We start from the raw sequence: 22,975 nt of genomic DNA on the forward strand, positions 1-22,975 counted from the left end.
TGTCGGCGGACATCAGGAACATCGGGATCGTCGGGGTCATCGGCGGATGCCGGTGGCGAACGGCAGGGTGTTCACGAACGCCCGGTGGTGCTCGCGATCGCACCACTCCAGCTTCAGGTACGACTTGCCCGCCGAGGCGCGGATGGTGCGCTTGTCGCGGGCGAGCGCGTCGGGATTGCGGGAGGAGACCGTGATGTAGCCGACGAGATTGACGCCGGCCGCGCCGCTCGCCAGGTCCTCGCCGCGCTGGTCGAGGCGGCCGTGGGCGGCGATGTCGCGGGGGTCGACGGTCCGGTTCATCTTGGCGGCGCGGGACGCCTCCGCCTCGTCGTTGGTCTTCTCGGTCAGCATCCGCTCGATGGCGACCTCGGTGGGTTCGAGGTCCATGGTGACGGCGACGGTCCGGATGACATCCGGGGTGTGGACCAGGAGCGGAGCCAGGAAGTTGACGCCCACCGGCGTCATCGGCCACTCCTTGACCCACGCCGTGGCGTGGCACCAGGGCGCGCGGGTCGTCGACTCACGCGTCTTGGCCTGAAGGAACGTCGGCTCCATGGCGTCGAGCTCGGCCGGCCAGGCGTTGCGCTTCGACATCGCCTGGATGTGGTCGATGGGGTGGTCGGGGTCGTACATGGAGTGGATCAGGGACGCGAGCCGGCCCTGCCCGAGCGGCTGCCGCACGCGGATGTCCGCCTCCTGCAACCGCGAGCAGATGTCGGTCAGTTCGCGCGCCATGACGACGGCGAGCCCGGCGTCCCTGTCGACCTTCTTGCCGCCCTTGGGGCGGGTGGCGCGGGCCATCGCGTTGGCCTCGGCGGCCAGGTCGCGCGTGAAGTGCATGCAGGCCACGAGGTACGCGCGGTGCTGCTCGCTGCTCGTCGAGACCATGGACTGCAGCTGGTCGTACGACTTCTGGAGCCAGCCGAGCGAGCGGTCGTCGCCGCGCACCGCGACGTCCTTGTTGTGCGCGTCGGGGTCGGCGGGGAGGGTGCGGGCCAGCATCTGGAGCCGGGTCACGAACCCGTCGCCGTTGGCGACGTGCTTGAGCAGCGTGCCGAACCGGTCGACCAGCGCCTCCTGGTCCTCCGAGTCGCGCAGCCCGACGCCGGGGCCCTCGATCTCGATGGCGGCGGTGACGGTGCGCCGGTCCGCGTGCAGCAGCACGCAGATCTCGTCGGGCCCGAACGGCGCGGCCAGCCAGGTGAGCCTGCCGATGCCCGGGGGCGGGCCGATCTCGACCTCGCGCCCGTCGAGCCGGGTGCCGGCCTCCATGGTGGGCGATCGGTAGGCGGTGCCGCGCTTGAGGGAGCGCTTGTAGCTGCGGTTGATTTCAAACCATTTGTAGAAGGTGCGGCCCTTGTACGGGACGTAGACCGCGGCCAGCCCGAGCATCGGGAAGCCGGTGAGCAGCACGATGCGCAGCGACAGCACGGGGACGAGCAGTCCGCACATCATGCCGAGGAAGGCGCCCACGACGATCATCGCGATCTCGCCGGACTCACGATTCTTGCCGACGATCGCGTTCGGCCGGGCGCGACCGATCAGATATGTACGGCGGGGCGTGACCGGAGGGGACACGTGGGACTGGGTCGTCAACGCCCTGCACCTCCTTGCCAGTTGCCGTTCTTACCGGTGTTGCCGCCGTTGCTCCCGCGGTCGTTGCTCGCGTGCGGGGTCTTCGTCGGGCTCGTACGGGGCGGGGGTGCGGCGGAGGGGACAGTTCCGCCGCCTCCCCCTGACGCGGCCGGGCGCGAACTGTGCGCGGCCACACCGCCGGACGCGGGGTTGGCGGGACGGGCCTGGGAGGCTCCGCCACCGCCTCCCGAACCCCCGCTGTCCTGACGGCTGCTGTGGGTCTTGATGCCTTGCGAGACGAGCGCGGCGGGGGAACTGATCACGGCGGCCGCCTTGCCCTCGGCGCCCTGCATGAGCCGGTTCTTCCTCACGTTGGCCATCTCGTCGCCGAAGCCGGGCACGAAGCGGTAGATCATGCCGCTCGCGAAGATGGCGAGCAGCACGATGGCGAGGCCGGAGACGATCGCGGCGAGGGAGTCGGGCCCCTTGTCGCTGCTGGACAGCGCGCCCGCGAGGCCGAGCACGATCACGATGACCGGCTTCACGAGGATGACGGCGATCATGACGCCGACCCAGCGGCGCACGTGGCCCCACAGGTTCTTGTCGACGAGCCCCGCGTAGACGACGACGCCGAGCAGCGCGCCTACGTAGAGCAGGACGGCGCGCAGGTACAGCTCCAGGTAGAGCACGCCCGCCGCGACGATCGACACCAGTGACACGACGATCAGCATGATCGGCCCGCCGCCGATGTCGTCGCCCTTCTTCAGGGCCTCGGAGAACGTCCCGAAGAACGCGTCCGTCTGATTACCCGTCGCTTTCGCCAGTACGTCGCTCACACCGTCGGCCGCCGACACCACGGTGTAGAGGATCAGCGGGGTGAAGGCGGACGCGAGCACGGTGAGCCAGAGGAAACCCACGGCCTCCGAGATCGCGGTCATCAGCGGTACGCCGCGCACGGCGCGCTTGGCCACGGCGAGCAGCCACAGCACGAGCGTGAGGATCGTCGACGCGGCGAACACGACGGCGTACTGCTGGAGGAACTTCGCGTTGGTGAAGTCGACGTTGGCCGTCTTCTGCACGGCGTCGCTGAGCTGGTCGACGGTCCAGGAGGCGGCCTCTGCGCAGCCCTTGGCGAGGCTGGAGAGGGGGTCGAGGGGGTTGGAGACGTCGGGCGTCCCGCCACCACCTCCGGTGTTCTTGCCGGTGGCGTCGTTGCCGCGCTCGCAGTACTTCCTTGCGGCGCCGCGGATGAGGTCGCAGGAGTTGTCGGACGGGTCCGGGGCCGGGGCCGCCCAGGCCCGGGAGGCCAGGAGGACCGCTGAGGCCTGCACGCCGGTGACCACGGCTGTGAGGGAGAGGGCGCGGCGTCGCCGGTTAGCGGGCATAGCTGAACCCTCCGTACTCCTTCACGGCCTTCGCCATGTCGTCGGCCGTGGAGGCCCGCTGGTCGCGGCCGACCGGGACGGGGCCGTCCTTCTGCGTGAAGTCCTCCACCTTCCAGTCGCCGTCCACCCAGCGCAGCTTGTAGCTGTTGGTGTACCAGCTCTCGGACACCGGGTTCTGCGTGCCTTCACCGGCGAGTCCGAACAGCGACGAGTACCAGATCGACACGGTCGCCGAGTCGCCCTTGTAGGCGGTCGTCTTGGTGCCGACCGGAATGGTCCGGGAGACGAACGTGTTCCCCTTCGGCGCGGAGCCGTCCTTGTTGAGGCCGATGCCCGTCAGGAATCCCTCGCTGGAGTACACCTTGTCGAGGTCGCCCCGCCGGGCGTCGGCGGCCGACGGCGTATAGACGTCGTCGACGATGCCGTCTCGTTTCGCCTTGTCGAACATGTCGGCCGAACCGAGCTGCACCGCATAGTTCGCGGCAGCCGACTGCGCGCCCTGCTCGTCGTGGGCGAAGCCGGAGGACACCGGCTTGGCGCCGGTCGGGGCCGTGGGGGCCGCCGCCGGTTTCGTGCCGGAGGGCTCGGAACCGCCGGAGGTGTCGTCCGTACCGCGGTTCGCGAAGGCGATCGCCGCGATGAGCAACACCACCACGCCGACCACGGTCACCAGGGACCGGGACGGTGAACGCCCCGGTCTGCGGGCGCCGGAGCTCTCCGGGAGCCGCGTCCGGGTCTGGCCGGATCCTCCGTAGAGCTCGTCGTCCTGTGGACCGTCAGGACTCATTGCGCGCACGCCCCCTCAACCTTTCGCCGAACCACCGCATACGACGGTAGCCGTGCTGGTTTCCGCGCGGGCGCGGTGTGGTGACTCGACATCAGGGAGACGCAACCTCAGGCGGGAGCTAGACGGCCATGCCGTACACGATGGTGAACAGCGTGCCTAGTGAGCCGATGATGAACACCCCGGTCAGGCCCGCGATGATCAGGCCCTTGCCCTGCTCGGCGCTGAAGGTGTCGCGCAGGGCCGTGGCCCCGATCCGTTGCTTGGCCGCGCCCCAGATCGCGATGCCGAGGCACAGCAGGATGGCGACCGCCATCACGACCTCGACCATCACGCGTGCCTCGTTGCCCAGGCTCCCGAACGGGCCCCAATCCGGGGCGATCCCGCCGATGATGGTGGAGATGTCGCCTTTTTCGGCTGCCAGCAGCATGTGTAACTCACCGCCCCATGTGGGTAGTTCTGTCGCCTCTGCCGCAGCGCAGAGGTCAGACCCATTCTTGCCCAGATTGGCTCCGATGCCTGCACACTTGGCGCCATTCCTTGGCCGAGTTCCTACGGTCCCATGCCTGAGGGACCGCCCGGGAGGGACGGTTCCGGATGCGAAGGAACGTACGGTTACTCTGTGTATCATGCCTGGTCACGCCGGGCAATGAAGGCTGGTCGTGGATAGTTCGGGCAGTCGCTGACGGGGTGGCGTGCCCGACCGTAAACTGAGCGCTCGTGTGTCCGGCCGTGGGTCGTGCCCGGACTCCCCCGTGGCGAAGGGCGGTTGACGGTGCGTAAGGCGTGGATGCTCGCGGGTTCGGCCGTCGCCGGGGGGACCGCGTTCGTGGCGCTGCTCGTTTTCGGGACGTACATGGCGGCGGGGAGCCTGAGCAGCGGGGTCGGGCAGGGGGCCGTGGGGCTCGCGAAGGGCGCCGTGCCGGCCGCGTATCAGCCACTCGTACAGAAGTGGGGCAATCTGTGCCCCGCCATCAACCCGGCGCTGCTGGCCGCGCAGCTCTACCAGGAGAGCGGGTTCAACCCGAAGGCCACGTCGCCGGCCAAGGCATACGGCATCGCGCAGTTCATCAGCGGCACCTGGGCCGCGCACGGGGTCGACGGGGACGGGGACGGGGACCGCGACATCTGGGACCCCAACGACGCGATCCCCTCGGCCGCTTCGTACGACTGCAAGCTCGCCTCGTACGTGAAGGACGCGCCCGGCGACAAGACGAAGAACATGCTCGCCGCCTACAACGCGGGCTCGTACGCCGTCATCAAGTACGGGGGAGTGCCGCCGTACCGCGAGACGCAGAACTACGTGAAGGTCATCACGACCCTGGAGAAGTCCTTCGCGAAGCCGGTCGGGCGCGTGCAGCCCTCGCAGCAGGCCGCGGCCGCGATCTACTTCGCGCAGAAGAAGCTCGGCACCCCTTACTTGTGGGGTGGCAACGGCACGGCGGACCAAGATGGCCGATTTGATTGCTCGGGGCTGACCAAGGCCGCGTACGCGACGGCGGACATCGAGCTGCCGCGCGTGGCCAACGATCAGTACAACGCCGGGCCGCATCCGAAGCGGGACGAGCTGCTTCCCGGGGACCTCGTGTTCTTCTCCCACGACCTCCAGAACAGCCGGGCCATCCATCACGTGGGCATTTATGTGGGCGGCGGCTACATGATCGACGCGCCGCGGACCGGTGCCGTCATTCGCTTCGACCCCATCGACACCGCTGACTACTTCGGCGCGACCCGGGTCACGGAGGACGGTGCGAAGGCGCTGCCGAGCGCTTCGCCGGAGGTCTGAGTCCGGCGAAGCGGTCTGTGAGTTGGCTGGAACTCTCTGTTATGCCATGGCCCTGAGCTGCGGGTTTGTGTCTCTCTTCGATAACGTCTGGGTGATCGTTCGGTGGATTGTGGAACGTAGAGGGTGGGACCGTGCGTTCCTCTACCTGAATCGAAAACAACCACGGGGGTGGCTGAAGACGAAGGGGCCGCTGAACTATGGCTGGACTCGTGGCACTCGAAGCGCCCGCGACATCCGGATCCAACCCCGACGTCACGCTGCTCTACGACATCAACGGCCTGGCCGATGACGCTCCGCGCTGGTTCGACCGGACCATGGAGTTCGTCGGGGAGTACGGGATCCTGATCGCGCTCGTGCTCCTCGTGCTGTGGTGCTGGTGGGGTGCGAGGAAGCGCGCGTCGCTCGACGACGCGGCGTCCTCCGTGGCCGCCGTGGTGTGGGCGCCGCTCGCCGCCGGGGTCGCCGTTCTCGTGAACGTGCCGATCCGGTCCTTCGTCGAGCGGCCGCGGCCCTTCGTGGACCACCAGGGGCTCGAGGTTCTGGTCAAGGGCAAGACCGACTTCTCGTTCGTCAGCGATCACGCGACGCTGGCGATGGCCATCGGGGCGGGGCTCTTCATCGCCCACCGCAAGCTCGGGCTCGCCGCCATAGGGCTCGCCGTGCTCGAAGGGTTCTGCCGGGTCTTCATGGGCGTGCACTATCCGACGGACGTCGTGGGCGGGTTCGCGCTCGGCACGGCGGTCGCGCTGCTGCTCTCGCCGTTGGCCTCGGCGCTGCTCACTCCGCTGACGCGGGGCATCGGGCGGGCGTCCGGGTGGGTCTCCCGGCTCGTGTGGGCCCCCGACGCGGTGGCCTCCGCGGTGGAACTCCCCGAGTCCCGGGACGCGACGGAGCCGGCGGAGGAGCGGGACCTGGCGGCTTGACTTGCTCCTCGGGCTGAAGCCCGAGGATTCTGGTCTTCCCGACGTTGCTGTGTCGCTACGCGGCACGGGATTCGGTGGGGATTCCGTGGCTTCCTGTTTCTGTGCGCTGTGCCGGGACTGCTCCCGGTCTTACCGGCGCTCCGCAGGCCGATACCGCCAGTCCGGCGGCCGTCTTGATGTTGATCGCGGCGTTGACGTCCCGGTCATGGACCACGCCGCAGGCGGTACACGTCCATTCCCGCACGCCCAGGGGTTTGGGTCCGTCCTTGACGCCGCAGGTGGAGCAGGTCTGGGAGGTCGGCTCGAACCGGCCGATCTTCACCAGGGTGCGGCCGTAGCGCTGAGCCTTGTACGCCAGCATGCCGACGAAGGTGGACCATCCGGCGTCGTGCACGGACTTGGCCAGCCTGGTGCGCGCCAGTCCCGCCACCGACAGGTCCTCCACGGCGATCCCTTGGTTCTCGGAGATCAGCTTCGTGGAGCGCTGGTGGTGGAACTCGCGGCGTGCGTCGGTCACCTGGGTGTGGGCGCGGGCGACTTTGAGGCGGGCCTTGGCCCGGTTTTTGGATCCCTTCTGTTTGCGGGACAGCTCCCGCTGGGCCTTCTTCAGCTTCTTCTCCGCACGCCGCAGGAACCTGGGGGAGTCGATCTTCTCGCCGGTGGACAGCACGGCGAAATGTGTCAGGCCCAGGTCGATGCCGATGACCTGGTCGGTGTCGGGCATCCGGGCGGCATCGGCGGCAGGGTCGGTGTCGATCACGAAGGAGGCGAAGTACCGGCCTGCCGCGTCCTTGATGACGGTGACCGAGGTGGGGGTGGTGGGCAGGCTGCGGGACCACTTCACCTTCACCGCGCCGATCTTCGGCAGGTTCAGGCGGCCACTGTCGGTGATGCTCCAGCGGGCGTTGGCGGTGAACCGGACCGACTGCCGGGCGTCCTTGCGGGACTTGAAGCGCGGCGGTCGCAGTTTCGGACCTTTGCGGGCACCGGTGAGAGAAGCGAAGAAGTTCCTGTACGCGGACTCGGCGTCCCGCAGGGACTGCTGAAGCACGACCGCGGACACCTCCCCCAGCCAGGACCGCTCGCTCGTCCGTTTGGCCTCGGTGATCAGAGAGCGGGACAGCTCCCCGGCCGTGGGGGAGGGCCGCCCGGCCTTGCGGGCGTCTTCGCGGGCACGCACCGCGTCGTTGAACACGACACGGGCACACCCGAACGCCCGCGCCAACGCGGCGCGTTGACCAGGCTCCGGGTACAACCTGAAGGCGTACCGAAGCTGCGTGCGAGGATCGTACGAACGAACTACACCCTCCGTAACCGGGAACACCCGTTCCTCCCGTCACCCTCGCCAGTGACCGCTCCATCCGGCTCCACCGGAACGACACCGCGACGCTCCGCAGTCATCAGATCCGCTTCACCACCGGGCTGAAACCCGATCCACTGCGAATGAATCCCGGTAGCGCTCCGTGCTGGGGCGGGATCGTGCGTTTCGGCGTGCCGCGTCGGGTTGGGGCCGTCGTGATGGGCGCGCGGCGCCTGGGTCGGGGGTTTGCCGGGGGCGGCGTCTGTGGTGCTGGTGCGCGGTGTCGTGCCGTGTTCGGCTGCGCCGGTCCTGGCTTGTCTCCCACCCGCCCGCCCCCTCCGGGGGCTCCAGCCCCGACCGGGGCCCGGGGCGGGGCCGGGGTGGGGCGCGTTGGGATCGGTGCCCGGCACCTGGGCCCGTGCCGGGGTTGGCGTCTGTCGTGATGGGTGCGCGGCACCGGGGTGCCGCCTTGCCCACCCTGCCGCCCCAGGCGGCAGATTGCCCAAGGCGGGGCGGCGTCGACCGTCAAGGGTGGGGAGCCGTGGTTGGCGGAGGTTGCCCAAGGCGGGGCGGTGTCGGCCGCGACGGGTGGGGAGCCGTGGCTGGCGGCGGATTACCCAAGGCGGGTGGCGGTACCCCGTCGGGCCGACGGCCCCGGAGGGGGCGGTGGGTGGGAGATGGGCGGGAGCCGGGCGATTGCCTGCGGGTGGGCGGGGCAATTCAAGCTCCTGCGGCGGGTGGTCAATTCAAGCCCCGCTCTGGGACGAGACTCGCGGGGTCCAGGGCGGAGCCCCGTGGCGTAGGGACGGGGCAGGGCTCCCGTTACAGGGACTGGGGAACCCGTTACAGGGATTGCGGGAAGGTGAAGAAGCCTGACGGGTCGTATGTGTGCTTCACCTTGGTCAGGCGGGGTGCCGCGTCCCCGTAATACGCCTGCTTCCAGTTCTTCAGGGACGCGTCCGCGTAGTTCTGGTACGCCGCCCCGGAGGCGTACGGCCGCATCGACGCATGGGCCGAGGAAAGCCAGTCGCGGGCCGCCGAGCCGGATGTGGTCGGCTGCCACGACACGATGTACTGCGCGAGCATCCGCGCGCGGCGGTGGACGAACGCCGTCGCCGTCGGGTCCACCCGGTTGATCGCGCCGCCGAGCGCCGTGAGCGCCACCGAACCGGCCCCGGACTTCACGTTCTCCAGCTGCTTCAGGAGCGTGTGTACGCCCGCGTCCGAGAGGTTCCGGTCGAAGAAGTCGGAGGCGGCCGCGTACGTCTCGCGCTGCAACGCGCCCGCCGAGTCACGGCCGGGCGTCGCGCCGGGGAGGTGGCACTGGGCGTCCTCGGTGAACGCCGAGCAGCCCGCGTACACCTCCATCGACTCCTCGTACGAGCGCCGCTTGAGGGAGACCGAGGTGGCCGGGCCGGGGCCGCCGGGCCCGTCGGCGAGGCGGTCGACCGCGTTCTGGAGCTCGGTGTACGTGCCGAGGGAGAACGCCGCGACCGAGACCGTCGGGTTGCCGCCGGGCGCGCCCGCGATGTGCAGCGAGGACCAGATCTCGTCGGCCTGCTCCGGGCCCCACTTCTGCCAGGCCTTGAGCACCGTCGCCGCCTTCGACCAGGGCCAGCTCATGTACGCGGAGACGGCCTGCGGCGCGGGGTGGGTCTTGAAGCGGAGCTCCGTCACCACACCGAACTGGCCGTTGCCCGCGCCCCGTAGCGCCCAGAAGAGGTCCTTGTGCGAGGTCGCGTTCGCGGTGAGTTCCTTGCCGTCGGCCGTGATGAGCGTGGCCTGCGTGAGGCTGTCGCAGGTGAGGCCGTAGGCCCGGGACACGACGCCGTGGCCGCCGCCGAGCGTGAGGCCCGAGACGCCGACCGTGGGGCAGGAACCCGCCGGTATCGTCACGCCCTTGGCGGCCAGCGCCCGGTAGACGTCGATGAGCTTGGCGCCCGCGCCGACCACCGCCTCGCCCCCCGAAGCGCGGACGGACTTCATCCGGGAGACGTCGAGTATCAGGTGGCCGTTGCCCGAGGACCAACCCGCGTACGAGTGGCCGCCGTTGCGTATGGAGAGCGGGACCTTGTGCGCGCGGGCGTACGCGAGGGTCGTACGGATGTCGTCGGGCCCCGAGACGTACGCGACGGCGCGCGGCTTCAACGTGTCGAAGCGGGTGTTGTAGAGCTGGTGGGCCGCGGCCCAGGAGGATTCTCCGGGGCGTATGAGGGAGCCGTCGAGATCCTTGGCGAGCCCGGCGAGGTTCGCCGCGGCCCGCACCGTGCTCGACGCGCTCGCGCTGGTGGAGCGGATCGGGGCGGAGGAGCCGGAGGACGCGGACGCGGAGTTCCCGCCCGTAGACCCGGAACCGGACCCCGACCCGGAGCAGGCGCTCACCGCGCCGCCGGCCGTGAGTGCCGCGGCCGATGCCGTGATGAACGTGCGGCGTTCCATGCGGTTGTCTCCCTCGGCCACCTGTTCGCTTCCCGAGGTACGAGACGTCATCCGGGAGCCGTGGGTTCCGTCAGGCGGCCGGGCCCGCCGAGTCGAGATGGTCGTCCGCGTCCGAACGGGCCTTGCTCCGTGCCCTTCTGGCCGGTCCCCGCCAGCCGCAGCTGCAGCGGGCCAGGCAGAAACGTCCCTGTTCCACGACGGTGGTCGTATGCGAGTGCTGCTGTTGTGCCACGCGGCCACGGTAGCGACTCCATGTAAAGCCCCCGTTCGCGTGACGGTCGACCCTACTCGTCGTTAACCCCGACGACAGGGGTGGCCGCACACGCACGGAGCACGGACAGGCATGGGGGTCGGACCAGCGATGGTGGTGCAGCAGCACGGGAGCGCGGCCGCTTCGGCACGGGTGGTGGCGGCGGCCGCGGTGGCGTCGGTGGTGGTGGGCGTCGGCGGATGCGGTGGCGGCGCCGCGGGCGGCGAGCGGAACGCGGATCCGACAGGGACCGTGCGCGGGGCGGCCGACCGGCTGGTCCGCGAGGGCAGTTCACAGGCGCGTACGTCGATGGAGATGGCCAGCGGCGGGACCCGCGTCACCATCCACGGCGACGGCGTCTACGACTACCGCAAGGGCCTCGGCGAGCTGCGGGTGCGGCTTCCGCAGGACGCGGCGGGCGACGAGGAGCACCGGCCGATCACCGAACTGCTCGCGCCGGGCGCCCTGTACATGAAGAACCGGGGCGCCGGCGTCCCCGCCGACAAGTGGGTGCGCGTCGACGTCACGACGTTGACGGACGGAAATCTGGTCACCGGCGGCGCCACCGATCCGCTCGCGGCGGCCGAACTGCTGCGCGGCGCGCGGAATGTGACGAAGCAGGGCGAGACCGACATCGCGGGCGTACGTACCCGGCACTACAAGGGGGACGTGGAGCTGAGCGTCGCCGCGAAGGCCGCTTCCGCGGAGCGGAGAGGGGCGCTCGAAGCGGCGGCGAAAGGGTTCCGCAAGGGGCGGGTGCCGTTCGACGTCTATGTCGACGACGAGGGCCTGATCCGCAAGGTCGTCCACCGGTTCAGCTTCGCCAACGGGCCGGAGAAGGACTTCGCCGTGAGGTCGACGACTCTGTACCGGGGGTTCGGGAAGCCGGTGAAGGTACGGCTTCCGGCCAAGGGGGACATCTTTGCCGGGAAGGTCGCCGAGCCCGGACCGTAGGCCGGCCGCCCGACCTGTCGCCCGATCCGCTGCCCGATCTGCCGCCTGTCTCGCAGCCCGTTCTGTCGCCCGGCCATAGGCCTCTCGGGGGCCGGAAATGGTTCTTCCGTGCCATGCGCGGGGCGTGAGCCGGTCCCTACTCTAGGAAGTCGGCCATTGCGGCCATCGGCTGTTGGTCACGCGGCAGGAAGAGGTGATGAACGTGGCTCCCGTGAGCGGTACGGCGGTTCAGGACCACGTCGCCCTCGCCGAGATCGAGCTGTGCGGTGAGTTGATCATCGCGGCGTCCGCCGTCTCCGAGGGGCGGCTCAGCGTGGACCGGATCGACGAGGTGCTGCGGGTCGCCGAGGCGTTGCCCGGCGGACCGGAGGGCGACCGGGACTGAAACGAGAAGAACGAAGAGGTGGGGACGCCGGATCCGGCGTCCCCACCTCTTCGTAGAACCACAAGTACAGGCAGGGCTCAGGTGCGCAGCAGGCGCGCGATCGCCTTCGTGGCCTCTTCGACCTTCTCGTCGATCTCTTCCCCGCCCTTGAGCGCGGCGTCGGCGACGCAGTGCCGCAGGTGCTCCTCCAGGAGCTGGAGCGCGAAGGACTGCAGCCCCTTCGTGGAGGCCGACACCTGCGTGAGTATGTCGATGCAGTAGACGTCCTCGTCCACCATCCGCTGCAGGCCGCGGATCTGACCCTCGATCCGGCGCAGCCGCTTGAGGTGCTCTTCCTTCTGATGGTGGTACCCGTGAATGCCGCGGTCGTGGTCGGTCACGATCTCGGCCTTGTCCGGCACAGCCGGCTGTTCCGTCTGCGTCGCGTCAGTCGTCATCGTGTCCGTCCTCCCGTGATTTGCTATACCCCCTGCGGGTATATGATACCGGATTTCCCAAGGATCGTTCCGGTTCGTCCCGCCTCGGCCGGGCCCAGTGCTGATCACTGTGCCTGATGGGCGACACTGGGGAGACGCCGGTTAGCCGTGGCCGGATGATGCGCCTAGCATCAGCCTGACCGAATCCAAAGCACCCCGAGGACCCCACGTGCGCTTTCGTCTGACCCCCAGGGAGACGAGCTTCTACGACATGTTCGCCGCGTCCGCGGACAACATCGTCACGGGCTCGAAGCTCCTGATGGAACTGCTCGGGGCGGATTCCTCCGCCCGGGCCGAGATCGCGGAGCGGATGCGGGCAGCCGAACACGCCGGTGACGACGCCACCCACGCGATCTTCCACCAGCTGAACTCCTCGTTCATCACGCCGTTCGACCGCGAGGACATCTACAACCTCGCGTCGTCCCTCGACGACATCATGGACTTCATGGAGGAGGCCGTCGACCTGGTCGTCCTTTACCAGGTCGAGGAGCTCCCCAAGGGTGTGGAGCAGCAGATCGAGGTGCTGTCGCGTGCGGCCGAGCTGACCGCCGAGGCCATGCCCAACCTGCGCACGATGGACAATCTCACCGAGTACTGGATCGAGGTCAACCGCCTCGAGAACCAGGCCGACCAGATCCACCGCAAGCTGCTCGCCCAGCTCTTCAACGGCAAGTACGACGCCATGGAAGTCCTGAAGCTGAAGCAGATCGTCGATGTGCTGGAAGAGGCGGCCGACGCCTTCGAGCACGTGGCCAACACGGTGGAGACCATCGCCGTGAAGGAGTCCTGAGGCCGGCTCATGGACACCTTCTCCCTGATCGTGACGATCGGCGTCGCGCTTGGATTCACGTATACGAACGGTTTCCACGACTCCGCCAACGCCATCGCCACTTCCGTCTCCACGCGTGCGCTGACGCCCCGTGCGGCGCTCGCGATGGCCGCGGTGATGAACCTGGCCGGTGCCTTCCTCGGTAGCGGCGTCGCCAAGACGGTGAGTGAGGGGATCATCGCGACCCCCGTCGGCGACAAGGGCATGGGCATTCTGTTTGCCGCCCTCGCCGGCGCGATCGTGTGGAACCTCATCACCTGGTACTTCGGGCTTCCCTCGTCCTCCTCGCACGCCCTGTTCGGTGGAATGGTGGGTGCCGCCCTCGCGGGCGGGACCACCGTCTACTGGTCCGGGGTGTGGGAGAAGATCGTCATTCCCATGTTCACGTCGCCGGTGATCGGCCTCGTCGTCGGTTACCTCGTGATGACGCTCATCATGTGGCTGTTCCGGCGGTCCAACCCGCACAAGGCCAAGCGTGGCTTCCGTATCGCGCAGACCGTCTCCGCCGCCGGTATGGCGCTCGGGCACGGTCTCCAGGATGCGCAGAAGACGATGGGCATCGTCGTGATGGCGCTGGTCATCGGCGGCCACGAGACCTACGAGGACCCGATTCCGGTCTGGGTCAAGATCGCCTGTGCGCTGATGCTGTCGCTCGGTACGTATGCCGGTGGGTGGCGGATCATGCGGACGCTCGGGCGCAAGATTATTGAGCTGGATCCGCCGCAGGGATTCGCGGCGGAGACGACCGGGGCGTCGATCATGTTCGGGTCGGCGTTCCTGTTCCACGCGCCGATCTCGACGACGCATGTCATCACCTCGGCGATCATGGGCGTGGGCGCCACCAAGCGGGTCAACGCCGTTCGGTGGGGCGTCGCCAAGAACATCGTCATCGGGTGGTTCATCACGATGCCGGCGGCGGCGATTGTCGCTGCGGCGGCGTATGGGTGTGTGTATCTGGCGTTCGGTTAGGCGGCGACGGGGTGGAAGTCGCCCCTTCCGCCCCTTCCCGTCCCGTCCCCGGGGGCTGCGCCCCCGGACCCCCAAAAGATTGCGCAGTTCCCCGCGCCCCTAAAAAATGCGCAGTTCCCCGCGCCCCTAAAAACGTGAAGAGGCCCGCCCCTGTACAGGGGCGGGCCTCTTCTGGTCCCCGTGGTGGCACCGCCATGCAGCACCGCGGGGAGTCGGGGGTGGCTCAGCCGAAGCGGCCTGAGATGTAGTCCTCCGTCGCCTGGACGGACGGGTTGGAGAAGATGCGTTCCGTCTCGTCGATCTCGATCAGCTTGCCGGGCTGGCCGACCGCCGAGAGGTTGAAGAACGCGGTGCGGTCCGAGACGCGGGCCGCCTGCTGCATGTTGTGCGTCACGATGACGATCGTGAACTGCTCCTTGAGCTCGCCGATCAGGTCCTCGATCGCGAGGGTGGAGATCGGGTCGAGGGCCGAGCAGGGCTCGTCCATGAGGAGGACGTCCGGCTGGACTGCGATCGCGCGGGCGATGCACAGGCGCTGCTGCTGACCACCCGACAGACCCGAGCCGGGCTTGTTCAGGCGGTCCTTGACCTCGTTCCAGAGGTTGGCGCCCTTGAGGGACTTCTCGACGACGTCGCTGAGCCCGGACTTCTTGTACTTGCCGTTGAGCTTCAGGCCCGCCGCCACGTTGTCGAAGATCGACATGGTGGGGAAGGGGTTGGGGCGCTGGAACACCATGCCGACCGTGCGGCGCACGGCCACCGGGTCGACGTGGGAGCCGTACAGGTCCTCGTCGTCCAGGAGCACCTTGCCCTCGACGCGGCCGCCGGGGGTGACCTCGTGCATCCGGTTGAGGGTGCGCAGGAAGGTCGACTTGCCGCAGCCGGACGGGCCGATGAAGGCCGTCACGGAACGGGGCTCGACGGTCATCGAGATGTCTTCGATCGCCTTGTGGGCGCTGTAGTAGGCGGTAAGTCCGCTTACGTCGATTCGCTTGGCCATGGGTTCAGTTCACTTCCGATACGTCGCTGAGGAGATGGCCGCGTCAGCGACCGGCGCTCGGGGCCTTCCAGCGGGCTACGCCGCGGGCCGCGAGGTTGAGGATCATGATGAAGGCGATGAGCACCAGGGCCGCCGCCCAGGCGCGGTCGTACGCCGCCTGGCTGCCGCCGCTGCTCGCGTACTGCTGGTAGATGTACAGCGGCAGCGAGGCCTGCGGGCCTTCGAACGGGTTGCCGTTGATCAGCGGGTTGCCGAAGACCAGCAGCAGCACCGGGGCGGTCTCGCCGGCGATGCGGGCGACGGCCAGCATGACGCCGGTCGTGATGCCGCCGATCGACGTCGGCAGGACGACCTTGAGGATCGTGCGCCACTTCGGGACACCGAGGGCGAGCGAGGCCTCGCGCAGCTCGTTCGGGACGAGCTTGAGCATCTCCTCGGTGGAGCGGACCACGACCGGGATCATCAGGATGGTCAGGGCCATCGCGCCGGCGAAGCCGGAGAAGCCGAAGCCGAGGATCAGGATCCAGAAGGACAGGATGAACAGGCCCGCCACGATGGAGGGGATGCCGGTCATCACGTCGACGAAGAACGTGACGGCCTTCGCGAGCTTGCCGCGCCCGTACTCGACCAGGTAGATCGCCGTGAGGATGCCGATCGGGACCGAGATCGCGGTGGCGATGCCGACCTGTTCCAGCGTGCCGAGGATGGCGTGGTAGATGCCGCCACCCTCCTGGTACGAGGTCACGAAGCCCATCGAGTGGGTCAGGAAGTACGGGTCGAGGACCTTGATGCCGCGCGCGATCGTCTCGTAGACGAGGGACGCGAGGGGGACCACGGCGAGGATGAAGGCGACCCAGACGACGCTGGTCGCGAGGCGGTCCTTGGCCTGGCGGCCGCCCTCGACCTTGGCGGCGAGCGCGTACGAGACGAGGACGAAGAGGAGGGCAGCGAGCAGCCCCCACTGGATGCGGCTGGTGAGTCCGGCGCCGAGGCCGATGGCGCAGCCCGCGGCGATCGAGCCGACGGCGACGGCCCAGGGGGCCCAGCGGGGCAGGCGCGCGGCGCTCAGCGTGCTCGGCGGCTTCGGCTTCCCGGGCGTACCGGGCGTCTTCGCGGGAACGGTTGCGTTGCTCATGCGTTGGCCCCCGAGTACTCCTTGCGGCGGGCGATGATCAGGCGGGCCGCGCCGTTCACCAGGAGGGTGATGACGAAGAGGACGAGGCCGGAGGCGATGAGGGCGTCGCGGCCCTGGTCGTTGGCCTCGGAGAACTTCGCGGCGATGTTCTGCGCGAAGGTGCCGCCGCCCGGGTCGAGCAGGCTGGTGTGGATCAGGAAGTCGGGGGAGAGGACCGTGGCGACGGCCATCGTCTCGCCGAGCGCGCGGCCGAGGCCCAGCATCGAGGCGGAGATGATGCCGGAGCGGCCGAAGGGGATCACTGACATCCGGATGACCTCCCAGCGGGTCGCGCCGAGCGCGAGCGCCGCTTCCTGGTGCATCTGGGGGGCCTGCCGGAAGACCTCGCGGGAGACGTTGGTGATGATCGGCAGGATCATGATCGCCAGCAGGATGCCCACGGTGAGCAGGGTGCGCGGGGCGCCGCCCTGGTAGTCGAGGACGCCGGTCCAGCCGAAGTAGTCGTCGAGCCAGTGGAACAGGCCGGTCATGTGCGGCACGAGGAAGAGTGCGCCCCACAGGCCGTAGACGATGGACGGCACGGCGGCCAGCAGGTCGATGACGTAGGCGATGGTCCCGCTCAGCTTCTTCGGCGCGTAGTGCGTCAGGAAGAGCGCGATGCCGACGGCGATCGGGACCGCGATCACCATGGCGATGATCGAGGTGACGATCGTGCCGAAGGCGAGGACGGCGATGCCGAAGACGGGCGGGCTCGCGGTCGCGTTCCACTCGAAGGTGGTGAGGAAGTTGCCCTCGTTCTTCGAGAGGACCAGCGAGGCGCGGTAGGTCAGGAAGACCGCGATCGCGGCCATGATCACCAGGAGCAGGATGCCCGAGCCGCGCGAGAGGCCGAGGAAGATCCGGTCTCCGGGGCGGGTGGCGCCGCGGGCGGCGCGCTTCTGCTCGGCTGGTGAGGGGCGATCGGTGGGCGCCGGTGGTGGCGCCGGTGATTGCGTGGTTATGTCCATGGGGGTTCTCCGGTCTGCGAAGTCCCGTCCCTTGTAAGGGCGTTGAGAGCTACGGGGCTTCTGGCGGCGGTGCACCGGACGGTGCGGGCCACCCGGGGTCAACCGGTGAGTGGCCCGCACGCTGGGTCAGCTGATGCCCGCGACGGTCTCGCGGACCTTCTTGTTGATCTCGGTGGGGATCGGGGCGTAGCCCAGGTCGGCGAGGGCGGCCTGGCCCTCGTCGGAGGCCGTGTAGCCCAGGAAGGACTTGGTGGCGGCCAGGCTCTCCGCCTTGTTGCCCTTGTCGCAGACGATCTCGTACGTGACCAGGGTGATCGGGTAGGCGCCCGCGGCCTTGGTCGCGTAGTTCAGCTCCAGGGCGAGGTCCTTGCCGGTGCCCACGACCTTGGCGTCGGCGATCGCCTTCGTGGCGTTCTCCGTGGTGGCCTTGACCGGGTCGCCGGCGCCGGTGTCGATGTCGACGGTGTTCACGCCGTCCTTGGCGTAGGACAGCTCGACGTACGTGATGGCGCCGTCGGTCTGCTTCACCTGCTGGGCGAGGCCGGAGGAGCCCTGCGCGGACTGGCCGCCCTTGGCCTGCCAGGCCTTGCCGCCCTCGTACTTCCAGTCGCTCGGGGCGGCGGCCTTCAGGTACTTGGTGAAGTTGTCCGTGGTGCCGGACTCGTCGGAGCGGTGGAACGCCTGGATCTTGGTGGACGGCAGCTTGGCGTCCGGGTTCAGCTTCTTGATCGCCGGGTCGTTCCACTTGCTGATCTTCGAGTCGAAGATCTGGGCCAGCGTCTTGGCGTCCAGGGTCAGGTTGTCGACGCCCTGGACGTTGAACGCGACGGCGATCGGGCCGCCGACCATCGGCAGGTCGATGCCCTGGCCGCCCTTGCAGACCTTCTTCGAGGCGGCGACCTCTTCGGGCTTGAGCGCCGAGTCGGAACCGGCGAAGGCGACCTGGCCCTGGTTGAAGGCGGTGACGCCGGCGCCGGAGCCGTCGGGCTTGTAGTTGAGCTGCACGTCGGAGCAGGCCTGCGCGTAGGCCTGGCGCCAGGCGTCTATGGCGTTGGCCTGGGCGGACGAGCCGATGCCGAGGAGCTGGCCCTTGGCGTCGTCGCACTTGATGTTGCCCGCCTTGGCGGCGGGGCTGGTGCCGCCCGAGCCGCCGCTGGTGTCGTCGGAGCCGCACGCCGTCAGCGCCAGGGCGCCGGAGACGGCGAGTGCACCGAGGGAGAGGGCGCGGAGCCGGTTCTTGCGCTGAAGCTTCACCTTCGGATGTTCCTTCCAGGAGCCGCCGGCCTTCTCTGTCTCTGTGGCGGCGTGCGATCTGCGGAGGGTTCGTTCTTGGTTCTCAGTTCTCAGTTCTCAGTCGAGCGGTGGGCGGTTCCCGGAAGCCGGGGGCTCACCGCGTCGTAAGGCTGAAATTAGGCAGATCAGGTGAAGCGGCCGATGGGCGTGAGTGAACGCGGGGTGAACCTAAGCGGGCGGTGCGGTTAGGTCACGGTGCGGCTACGGAGGGTGATCATCCGGTGGCGTGGAGGGTGCCGAGGGCGTCGAGCAGGGCGTCGACGAGGATGCGGTCCCTGGGCTGGGTGAGGCGGGCGCGGGCCTCGGGGGGTGTGAGCCAGGTGATGCGGTCGACTTCGCGGTTCGGCGTGAATGTGCCGGTGGTCGCTTCCGCGGCCCAGTAGCCGACCTGCTTGGGGCGGTCGTTCGCGAGGTAGCGGACCGTGGGGAGCGCGGCGCCGGGTGTGCAGTCGTGGCCGGTTTCCTCGCGCACCTCGCGCAGGGCGCCGGCGAGCGCGTCCTCGCCGCGTTTCAGCTTCCCTTTCGGGTGCGACCAGTCGTCATATTTGGGCCGATGGACCAGGCAGATCTCAACTCCCTGGCCGCTGTGGTGCGTTGGTGTGCGGCGCCACAGGACGCAGCCTGCCGCGAGGGTCGTTTGGGAGTCGTCCTGATGCACGGTCATGGGGTGCCCACCGTCTGTCGTTGCCATGCCTGTCCGAACGCGAGTCTGGCGGCCGCGACCTCGTGGCGCTGGTCGGCGTGGAGCACGCCGAGGGCGTACGCGGTCGTGGGGGCGATGCGGGGGGTGCGGGCGGCGTGGGCCGCGGCGGCGGCGGCCTCCGCGGCGTCCCGGTGGGCGTTCAGGGCCTCGGCCGCGTCGAGGAGGCGGACGTCGACGGGGGTGCTGGAGACGACCTCGCGCGCGTAGCGGTGCAGGCGCAGCAGGAGGCGTACGTGGTGCCAGGCGGCGTCGGCGTCCGGGCTGTAGGGGTGGCTGGTGTGGTGCAGGGTGGCGGCCGCTTCGGCGAGGCGGGAGTCGGCCTCCGCGGCGAGTTTCTCAAGGCCGGTGTCGGCGGTGGTGAGGGGGACGTCGCTGGCGAGTACGGCGACGTTGTCCGCGACCGCGTGGAAGCGGGCGGAGCCGAGGGCCTGGAGGGCGGTGCTGTGGGCGCGGGTTCTGGCCAGGGTGAGCTGGCGGTCCAGCAGGGCGGATGCCTTGGCGGCGCCGAGGGTGAGGGTGTCCCTTGCGGGGGGCGGGGTTTCGGTGTGCGGCGCCGGGGTGGGGGCCGTTGAATCGGCGCGCGGCGCCGGGGGCCGCCTTGCCCACCCTGCCGCCCCAGGCGGCAGATTGCCCAAGGCGGGTGCGGCAGCCCCAAGCCCCGCCGGCGATTGAGGCGCGGGGTTCGGAGGTGACGTCAAGGTGTGGAGGGCCGAGGTCAGGCGGTCCAGGCGGGAGGCGTACGCGTGTTCGCGGGCCAACGTGCCGGACAACCACGCCAGTTCGGGACGGAGCGCGTCCGACCAGTCCGTGTCGAGGAGCGGCCGGAAGGTGTGCAGCGTCCCGCTGATGCGCCGCGCGGCACGCCGCAGTGCGCCGGCCGCATCCGCGGTGTCGCCCGCCGCACCACTCTCCCGGTGCTGCCGCAGCGAGCGCAGGAACTCGGTGGCCTGGGAGCGGAGATAGCACCCCAGGACATCGACATCGTTCCCGTTCAGCCGCTCGCTGGACTCAAGGTGTCGCTGTGCCACGCCGGCGCCTCCGGGCGTCTATGAGCATCTCCTGTACGTTGCGCAGGGGTTGGCCGGCCGGATCCTGTGAATCGGTCGCGTGCCGGGTCCAGTTGCCGTCCGGGCCCAGGTGCCAGGAGGCGGTGCCGTCGGACATCCCCGTTTCGAGCAGTCGGCTGAGCGCCGCGCGATGGGCCGGGTCCTCCACGCGGACCAGGGCCTCGATGCGGCGGTCGAGGTTGCGGTGCATCATGTCGGCGCTGCCGATCCAGACCTCCGGTTCGCCGGCGTTGCCGAAGGCGAAGACGCGGGAGTGCTCCAGGAAGCGGCCGAGGACCGAGCGGACCCGGATGTTCTCGGACAGGCCCGCGACGCCGGGGCGGACGGCGCAGATGCCGCGCACCCAGATGTCGACGGGAACGCCGGCCTGCGAGGCCCGGTACAGCGCGTCGATGACGGCCTCGTCGACCATCGAGTTGACCTTGATGCGGACGTGGGCGGGGCGGCCCGCACGGTGGTGCTGGACCTCCTTCTCGATCCGCGTGATCAGGCCCGTACGAAGGGACTTGGGGGCGACGAGGAGGCGGCGGTAGGTCTCGCGGCGCGAGTAGCCGGACAGCCGGTTGAAGAGGTCGGAGAGGTCGGCCCCGACTTCCTGATTGGCCGTCAACAGGCCCAGGTCCTCGTACAGTCGGGCCGTCTTGGGGTGGTAGTTGCCCGTCCCGACGTGGCTGTACCTGACGAGCTGGTCGCCCTCCTGACGTACGACGAGCGACAGCTTGCAGTGCGTCTTCAGGCCGACGAGGCCGTAGACGACATGGCAGCCGGACTCCTCCAGCTTGCGGGCCCACTTGATGTTGGCCTGCTCGTCGAAGCGGGCCTTGATCTCGACCAGGACGAGCACCTGCTTGCCGGTCTCGGCGGCCTCTATCAGCGCGTCCACGATCGGTGAGTCGCCCGAGGTCCGGTACAGCGTCTGCTTGATGGCGAGCACGTCCGGGTCCGCGGCGGCCTGCTCGAGGAAGGCCTGTACGGAGGTGGAGAACGAGTCGTACGGGTGGTGGAGCAGCACGTCGTGGCTGCGCAGCGCGGCGAAGATGTCGGGGGCCGAGGACGATTCCACCTCGGCGAGGTCGCGGTGGGTGCCCGCCACGAACTTGGGGTACTTCAGCTCGGGGCGGTCGATGCGCGAGATGGAGAAGAGGCCGGTGAGGTCCAGGGGGCCCGGCAGCGGGTAGACCTCGGCCTCGCTCATCTTCAGCTCCTTCACGAGGAGGCTGAGTATGTCCGAGTCGATGGTCTCCTCGACCTCGAGGCGCACCGGGGGCCCGAAGCGGCGCCGCATCAGCTCCTTCTCCAGGGCCTGGAGAAGGTTCTCGGTGTCGTCCTCCTCCACTTCGAGGTCCTCGTTCCGGGTCAGCCGGAACATGTGGTGCTCCTCGACCTTCATGCCGGGGAACAGCTCGCCCAGGTGCCGGGGCGCGGCGATGACGTCCTCGATGGGGACGTAGCGCTGGGGCGAGGCCTCGAGAAAGCGGGAGAGCAGCGGCGGAACCTTTACCCGGGCGAAGTGGCGGTGGCCGGATACGGGGTTCGAGACGACGACGGCGAGGTTGAGGGAGAGCCCCGATATGTACGGGAAGGGGTGCGCGGGGTCGACGGCCAGCGGGGTGAGCACCGGGAAGATCTGCTGCATGAACAGCGTGTAGAGCCGGGCCTGCTCCTTGTCCGTGAGCTCGTTCCAGCGCACGACGTGGATGCCCTCGTCGGCGAGGGCCGGGGCGACCTCGTCCTGGTAGCAGGCGGCGTGCCGGGCCATGAGCTCGCGGGAGCGGTTCCAGATCAGTTCGAGGACCTCGCGGGGCTGCAGGCCCGAGGCCGAACGGGTGGCGACGCCGGTCGCGATGCGGCGCTTCAGGCCCGCCACCCGGACCATGAAGAACTCGTCCAGGTTCGAGGCGAAGATCGCCAGGAAGTTCGCGCGTTCCAGGAGGGGGGTGCTCGGGTCCTCGGCGAGTTCCAGGACCCGCTCGTTGAACGCGAGCCAGCTGCGCTCGCGGTCCAGGAAGCGGCCCTGCGGGAGCTCTGCGCCCTCCTGGTTCGCGTAGTCCTCTTCGTAGTCGTCCGGGTCCGCGTCGATGTCGGCGACGATGCCGGCGAGCTTGGCTGCGGCCAGGTCGTACTCGCCGCCGGCCACGGGATGTGGCCGGTGCGCGGCGAGCGACCCCACGGACGGCTGGGGCTGCGTGGCCGAGGGGGCCGGAGCAGCGTCGGTCGTCTGGTCCTGTGCGGCGTTCGGCTGGCTCATGGCCCCATTCTTCCGCGTGGACGCCGTCCGGGGCGCGCCGACGGCGTCGGAGTACGCGGGCGCGAGCGTAAGACCGCCTCGGCGGGCGGGTTCGGCGGGTTCGGGGGCGGGGGGCTGCATCCACCGAGCGTCGCAAGTCCGTCTGAATCGACGGTTACGGCGACATGACGTACGGGCTATGGCCGTGCGGCCCGCCGGGGGTTTGGCGGGTGGGCGGGGTTGGTGCCGTGGGGCGGCGCCGGGGGGGCCTGGGCCGGGGGTGGCGTTCGTTGTTGTGGTGGCGCGGGTCCGTGGCCGAGGTGTGCCGGGGCGGGGCGCTTCGTCATTGTTGCGCGGCGTCGGGGTGGGCTGTGTCGGGGGTGGCGTGGGTGGTGTTGGGTGCGCGGGGCCGGGGTTTTGGGGCTGTGCCGGGGTGGCGGCCCAGGTCTTCGGTGTGCGGCGCCGTTCCTGCTGCGGCTGCACCGGTG

General features: G+C 69.4%; 21 protein-coding genes. 6 read left to right on the forward strand and 15 right to left on the reverse strand.

Annotation, left to right across the window (positions count from 1 at the left end):
• Positions 1-36 precede the first annotated feature (36 nt).
• From OHA73_RS23735 to OHA73_RS23750, 4 genes are all read right to left on the reverse strand, one after another.
• The gene (locus OHA73_RS23735; RefSeq protein ID WP_266712434.1) at positions 37-1,596 is read right to left on the reverse strand and encodes an SCO6880 family protein; all 1,560 of its coding nucleotides are present in this window, start codon (positions 1,594-1,596) and stop codon (positions 37-39) included.
• Positions 1,593-2,960, reverse strand: coding sequence for a hypothetical protein (locus OHA73_RS23740; RefSeq protein WP_327656065.1), 1,368 nt, complete (start codon positions 2,958-2,960; stop codon positions 1,593-1,595). Before OHA73_RS23740 ends, OHA73_RS23735 begins: the two co-directional genes overlap by 4 nt.
• Positions 2,950-3,747, reverse strand: a complete 798-nt coding sequence (locus tag OHA73_RS23745; RefSeq protein WP_327656066.1) for a hypothetical protein — start codon at positions 3,745-3,747, stop codon at positions 2,950-2,952. The genes OHA73_RS23740 and OHA73_RS23745 overlap by 11 nt, the downstream gene beginning before the upstream one ends.
• A gap of 118 nt (positions 3,748-3,865) precedes the next feature.
• The gene (locus tag OHA73_RS23750; protein WP_266712440.1) at positions 3,866-4,174 is read right to left on the reverse strand and encodes a hypothetical protein; all 309 of its coding nucleotides are present in this window, start codon (positions 4,172-4,174) and stop codon (positions 3,866-3,868) included.
• Positions 4,175-4,513: 339 nt separating this feature from the next.
• On the opposite strand from OHA73_RS23750, the gene OHA73_RS23755 reads away from it, so the two are divergent.
• On the forward strand, positions 4,514-5,530 hold the full coding sequence (locus tag OHA73_RS23755) for a C40 family peptidase (RefSeq protein WP_323187252.1): 1,017 nt from the start codon (positions 4,514-4,516) through the stop codon (positions 5,528-5,530).
• Between the two features lie 197 nt (positions 5,531-5,727).
• On the forward strand, positions 5,728-6,453 hold the full coding sequence (locus tag OHA73_RS23760; protein WP_267069746.1) for a phosphatase PAP2 family protein: 726 nt from the start codon (positions 5,728-5,730) through the stop codon (positions 6,451-6,453).
• A gap of 55 nt (positions 6,454-6,508) precedes the next feature.
• On the opposite strand, the gene OHA73_RS23765 is transcribed toward OHA73_RS23760, so the two are convergent.
• From OHA73_RS23765 to OHA73_RS23775, 3 genes are all read right to left on the reverse strand, one after another.
• The gene (locus tag OHA73_RS23765; RefSeq protein ID WP_327656067.1) at positions 6,509-7,777 is read right to left on the reverse strand and encodes an RNA-guided endonuclease InsQ/TnpB family protein; all 1,269 of its coding nucleotides are present in this window, start codon (positions 7,775-7,777) and stop codon (positions 6,509-6,511) included.
• An 819-nt stretch (positions 7,778-8,596) separates the two neighbouring features.
• Positions 8,597-10,192, reverse strand: a complete 1,596-nt coding sequence (locus tag OHA73_RS23770; protein WP_327656068.1) for an FAD-binding oxidoreductase — start codon at positions 10,190-10,192, stop codon at positions 8,597-8,599.
• 70 nt (positions 10,193-10,262) lie between these two features.
• Positions 10,263-10,424, reverse strand: coding sequence for a hypothetical protein (locus tag OHA73_RS23775; protein WP_267069743.1), 162 nt, complete (start codon positions 10,422-10,424; stop codon positions 10,263-10,265).
• 111 nt (positions 10,425-10,535) lie between these two features.
• Here OHA73_RS23775 and OHA73_RS23780 point away from each other — a divergent pair, with 111 nt between their 5' ends.
• Positions 10,536-11,396 (forward strand): hypothetical protein, encoded by an 861-nt coding sequence (locus OHA73_RS23780; RefSeq protein WP_327656069.1) that lies wholly within the window; start codon positions 10,536-10,538, stop codon positions 11,394-11,396.
• A gap of 196 nt (positions 11,397-11,592) precedes the next feature.
• Positions 11,593-11,781 carry a hypothetical protein gene (locus OHA73_RS23785; protein WP_266712452.1) on the forward strand — a complete coding sequence of 63 codons (189 nt, stop codon included), beginning with the start codon at positions 11,593-11,595 and terminating at the stop codon, positions 11,779-11,781.
• Between the two features lie 77 nt (positions 11,782-11,858).
• On the opposite strand, the gene OHA73_RS23790 is transcribed toward OHA73_RS23785, so the two are convergent.
• The gene (locus OHA73_RS23790; RefSeq protein ID WP_266712454.1) at positions 11,859-12,218 is read right to left on the reverse strand and encodes a metal-sensitive transcriptional regulator; all 360 of its coding nucleotides are present in this window, start codon (positions 12,216-12,218) and stop codon (positions 11,859-11,861) included.
• A gap of 208 nt (positions 12,219-12,426) precedes the next feature.
• On the opposite strand from OHA73_RS23790, the gene OHA73_RS23795 reads away from it, so the two are divergent.
• Both OHA73_RS23795 and OHA73_RS23800 read left to right on the forward strand, forming a co-directional pair.
• Positions 12,427-13,047 (forward strand): DUF47 domain-containing protein, encoded by a 621-nt coding sequence (locus OHA73_RS23795; RefSeq protein WP_266712456.1) that lies wholly within the window; start codon positions 12,427-12,429, stop codon positions 13,045-13,047.
• A gap of 9 nt (positions 13,048-13,056) precedes the next feature.
• Entirely contained in the window at positions 13,057-14,055 is a 999-nt protein-coding gene (locus tag OHA73_RS23800) for an inorganic phosphate transporter (RefSeq protein WP_266712458.1), read from the forward strand.
• 223 nt (positions 14,056-14,278) lie between these two features.
• Here the strand turns inward: OHA73_RS23800 and pstB are convergent, their stop codons facing one another.
• The 7 genes from pstB to OHA73_RS23835 all read right to left on the reverse strand — a co-directional run bounded on the left by pstB (position 14,279) and on the right by OHA73_RS23835 (position 22,628).
• The gene (gene pstB, locus OHA73_RS23805; RefSeq protein ID WP_327656070.1) at positions 14,279-15,055 is read right to left on the reverse strand and encodes a phosphate ABC transporter ATP-binding protein PstB; all 777 of its coding nucleotides are present in this window, start codon (positions 15,053-15,055) and stop codon (positions 14,279-14,281) included.
• Positions 15,056-15,098: 43 nt separating this feature from the next.
• Positions 15,099-16,190 carry a phosphate ABC transporter permease PstA gene (gene pstA, locus OHA73_RS23810; protein ID WP_267069741.1) on the reverse strand — a complete coding sequence of 364 codons (1,092 nt, stop codon included), beginning with the start codon at positions 16,188-16,190 and terminating at the stop codon, positions 15,099-15,101.
• Positions 16,187-17,197, reverse strand: a complete 1,011-nt coding sequence (gene pstC / locus OHA73_RS23815; RefSeq protein ID WP_327656071.1) for a phosphate ABC transporter permease subunit PstC — start codon at positions 17,195-17,197, stop codon at positions 16,187-16,189. The genes pstA and pstC overlap by 4 nt, the downstream gene beginning before the upstream one ends.
• Positions 17,198-17,323: 126 nt before the next feature.
• Positions 17,324-18,451: a phosphate ABC transporter substrate-binding protein PstS gene (gene pstS / locus OHA73_RS23820; protein ID WP_266712466.1), complete on the reverse strand. Its 1,128-nt coding sequence runs from the start codon at positions 18,449-18,451 to the stop codon at positions 17,324-17,326.
• A 253-nt stretch (positions 18,452-18,704) separates the two neighbouring features.
• Positions 18,705-19,154 (reverse strand): NUDIX hydrolase, encoded by a 450-nt coding sequence (locus tag OHA73_RS23825; RefSeq protein WP_327656072.1) that lies wholly within the window; start codon positions 19,152-19,154, stop codon positions 18,705-18,707.
• Positions 19,151-20,221, reverse strand: a complete 1,071-nt coding sequence (locus tag OHA73_RS23830; protein WP_327656073.1) for a CHAD domain-containing protein — start codon at positions 20,219-20,221, stop codon at positions 19,151-19,153. Before OHA73_RS23830 ends, OHA73_RS23825 begins: the two co-directional genes overlap by 4 nt.
• Positions 20,202-22,628, reverse strand: coding sequence for an RNA degradosome polyphosphate kinase (locus tag OHA73_RS23835; protein ID WP_266712472.1), 2,427 nt, complete (start codon positions 22,626-22,628; stop codon positions 20,202-20,204). Before OHA73_RS23835 ends, OHA73_RS23830 begins: the two co-directional genes overlap by 20 nt.
• Positions 22,629-22,975: the final 347 nt, after the last annotated feature.

It is taken from the genome of Streptomyces sp. NBC_00483 (assembly GCF_036013745.1).
In the GTDB taxonomy this organism is placed as follows: domain Bacteria; phylum Actinomycetota; class Actinomycetes; order Streptomycetales; family Streptomycetaceae; genus Streptomyces.

Bases quoted from the DNA above. Each gene is read 5' to 3' on its own strand.
- OHA73_RS23740 (WP_327656065.1), bottom strand. From the start codon at position 2,960: ATGCCCGCTAACCGGCGACGCCGCGCCCTCTCCCTCACAGCCGTGGTC.
- OHA73_RS23745 (WP_327656066.1), bottom strand. From the start codon at position 3,747: ATGAGTCCTGACGGTCCACAGGACGACGAGCTCTACGGAGGATCCGGC.
- OHA73_RS23750 (WP_266712440.1), bottom strand. From the start codon at position 4,174: ATGCTGCTGGCAGCCGAAAAAGGCGACATCTCCACCATCATCGGCGGG.
- OHA73_RS23760 (WP_267069746.1), top strand. From the start codon at position 5,728: ATGGCTGGACTCGTGGCACTCGAAGCGCCCGCGACATCCGGATCCAAC.
- OHA73_RS23770 (WP_327656068.1), bottom strand. From the start codon at position 10,192: ATGGAACGCCGCACGTTCATCACGGCATCGGCCGCGGCACTCACGGCC.
- OHA73_RS23780 (WP_327656069.1), top strand. From the start codon at position 10,536: ATGGGGGTCGGACCAGCGATGGTGGTGCAGCAGCACGGGAGCGCGGCC.
- OHA73_RS23785 (WP_266712452.1), top strand. From the start codon at position 11,593: ATGAACGTGGCTCCCGTGAGCGGTACGGCGGTTCAGGACCACGTCGCC.
- OHA73_RS23790 (WP_266712454.1), bottom strand. From the start codon at position 12,218: ATGACGACTGACGCGACGCAGACGGAACAGCCGGCTGTGCCGGACAAG.
- OHA73_RS23800 (WP_266712458.1), top strand. From the start codon at position 13,057: ATGGACACCTTCTCCCTGATCGTGACGATCGGCGTCGCGCTTGGATTC.
- pstB (WP_327656070.1), bottom strand. From the start codon at position 15,055: ATGGCCAAGCGAATCGACGTAAGCGGACTTACCGCCTACTACAGCGCC.
- pstA (WP_267069741.1), bottom strand. From the start codon at position 16,190: ATGAGCAACGCAACCGTTCCCGCGAAGACGCCCGGTACGCCCGGGAAG.
- pstC (WP_327656071.1), bottom strand. From the start codon at position 17,197: ATGGACATAACCACGCAATCACCGGCGCCACCACCGGCGCCCACCGAT.
- OHA73_RS23825 (WP_327656072.1), bottom strand. From the start codon at position 19,154: ATGACCGTGCATCAGGACGACTCCCAAACGACCCTCGCGGCAGGCTGC.
- OHA73_RS23835 (WP_266712472.1), bottom strand. From the start codon at position 22,628: ATGCAGCCCCCCGCCCCCGAACCCGCCGAACCCGCCCGCCGAGGCGGT.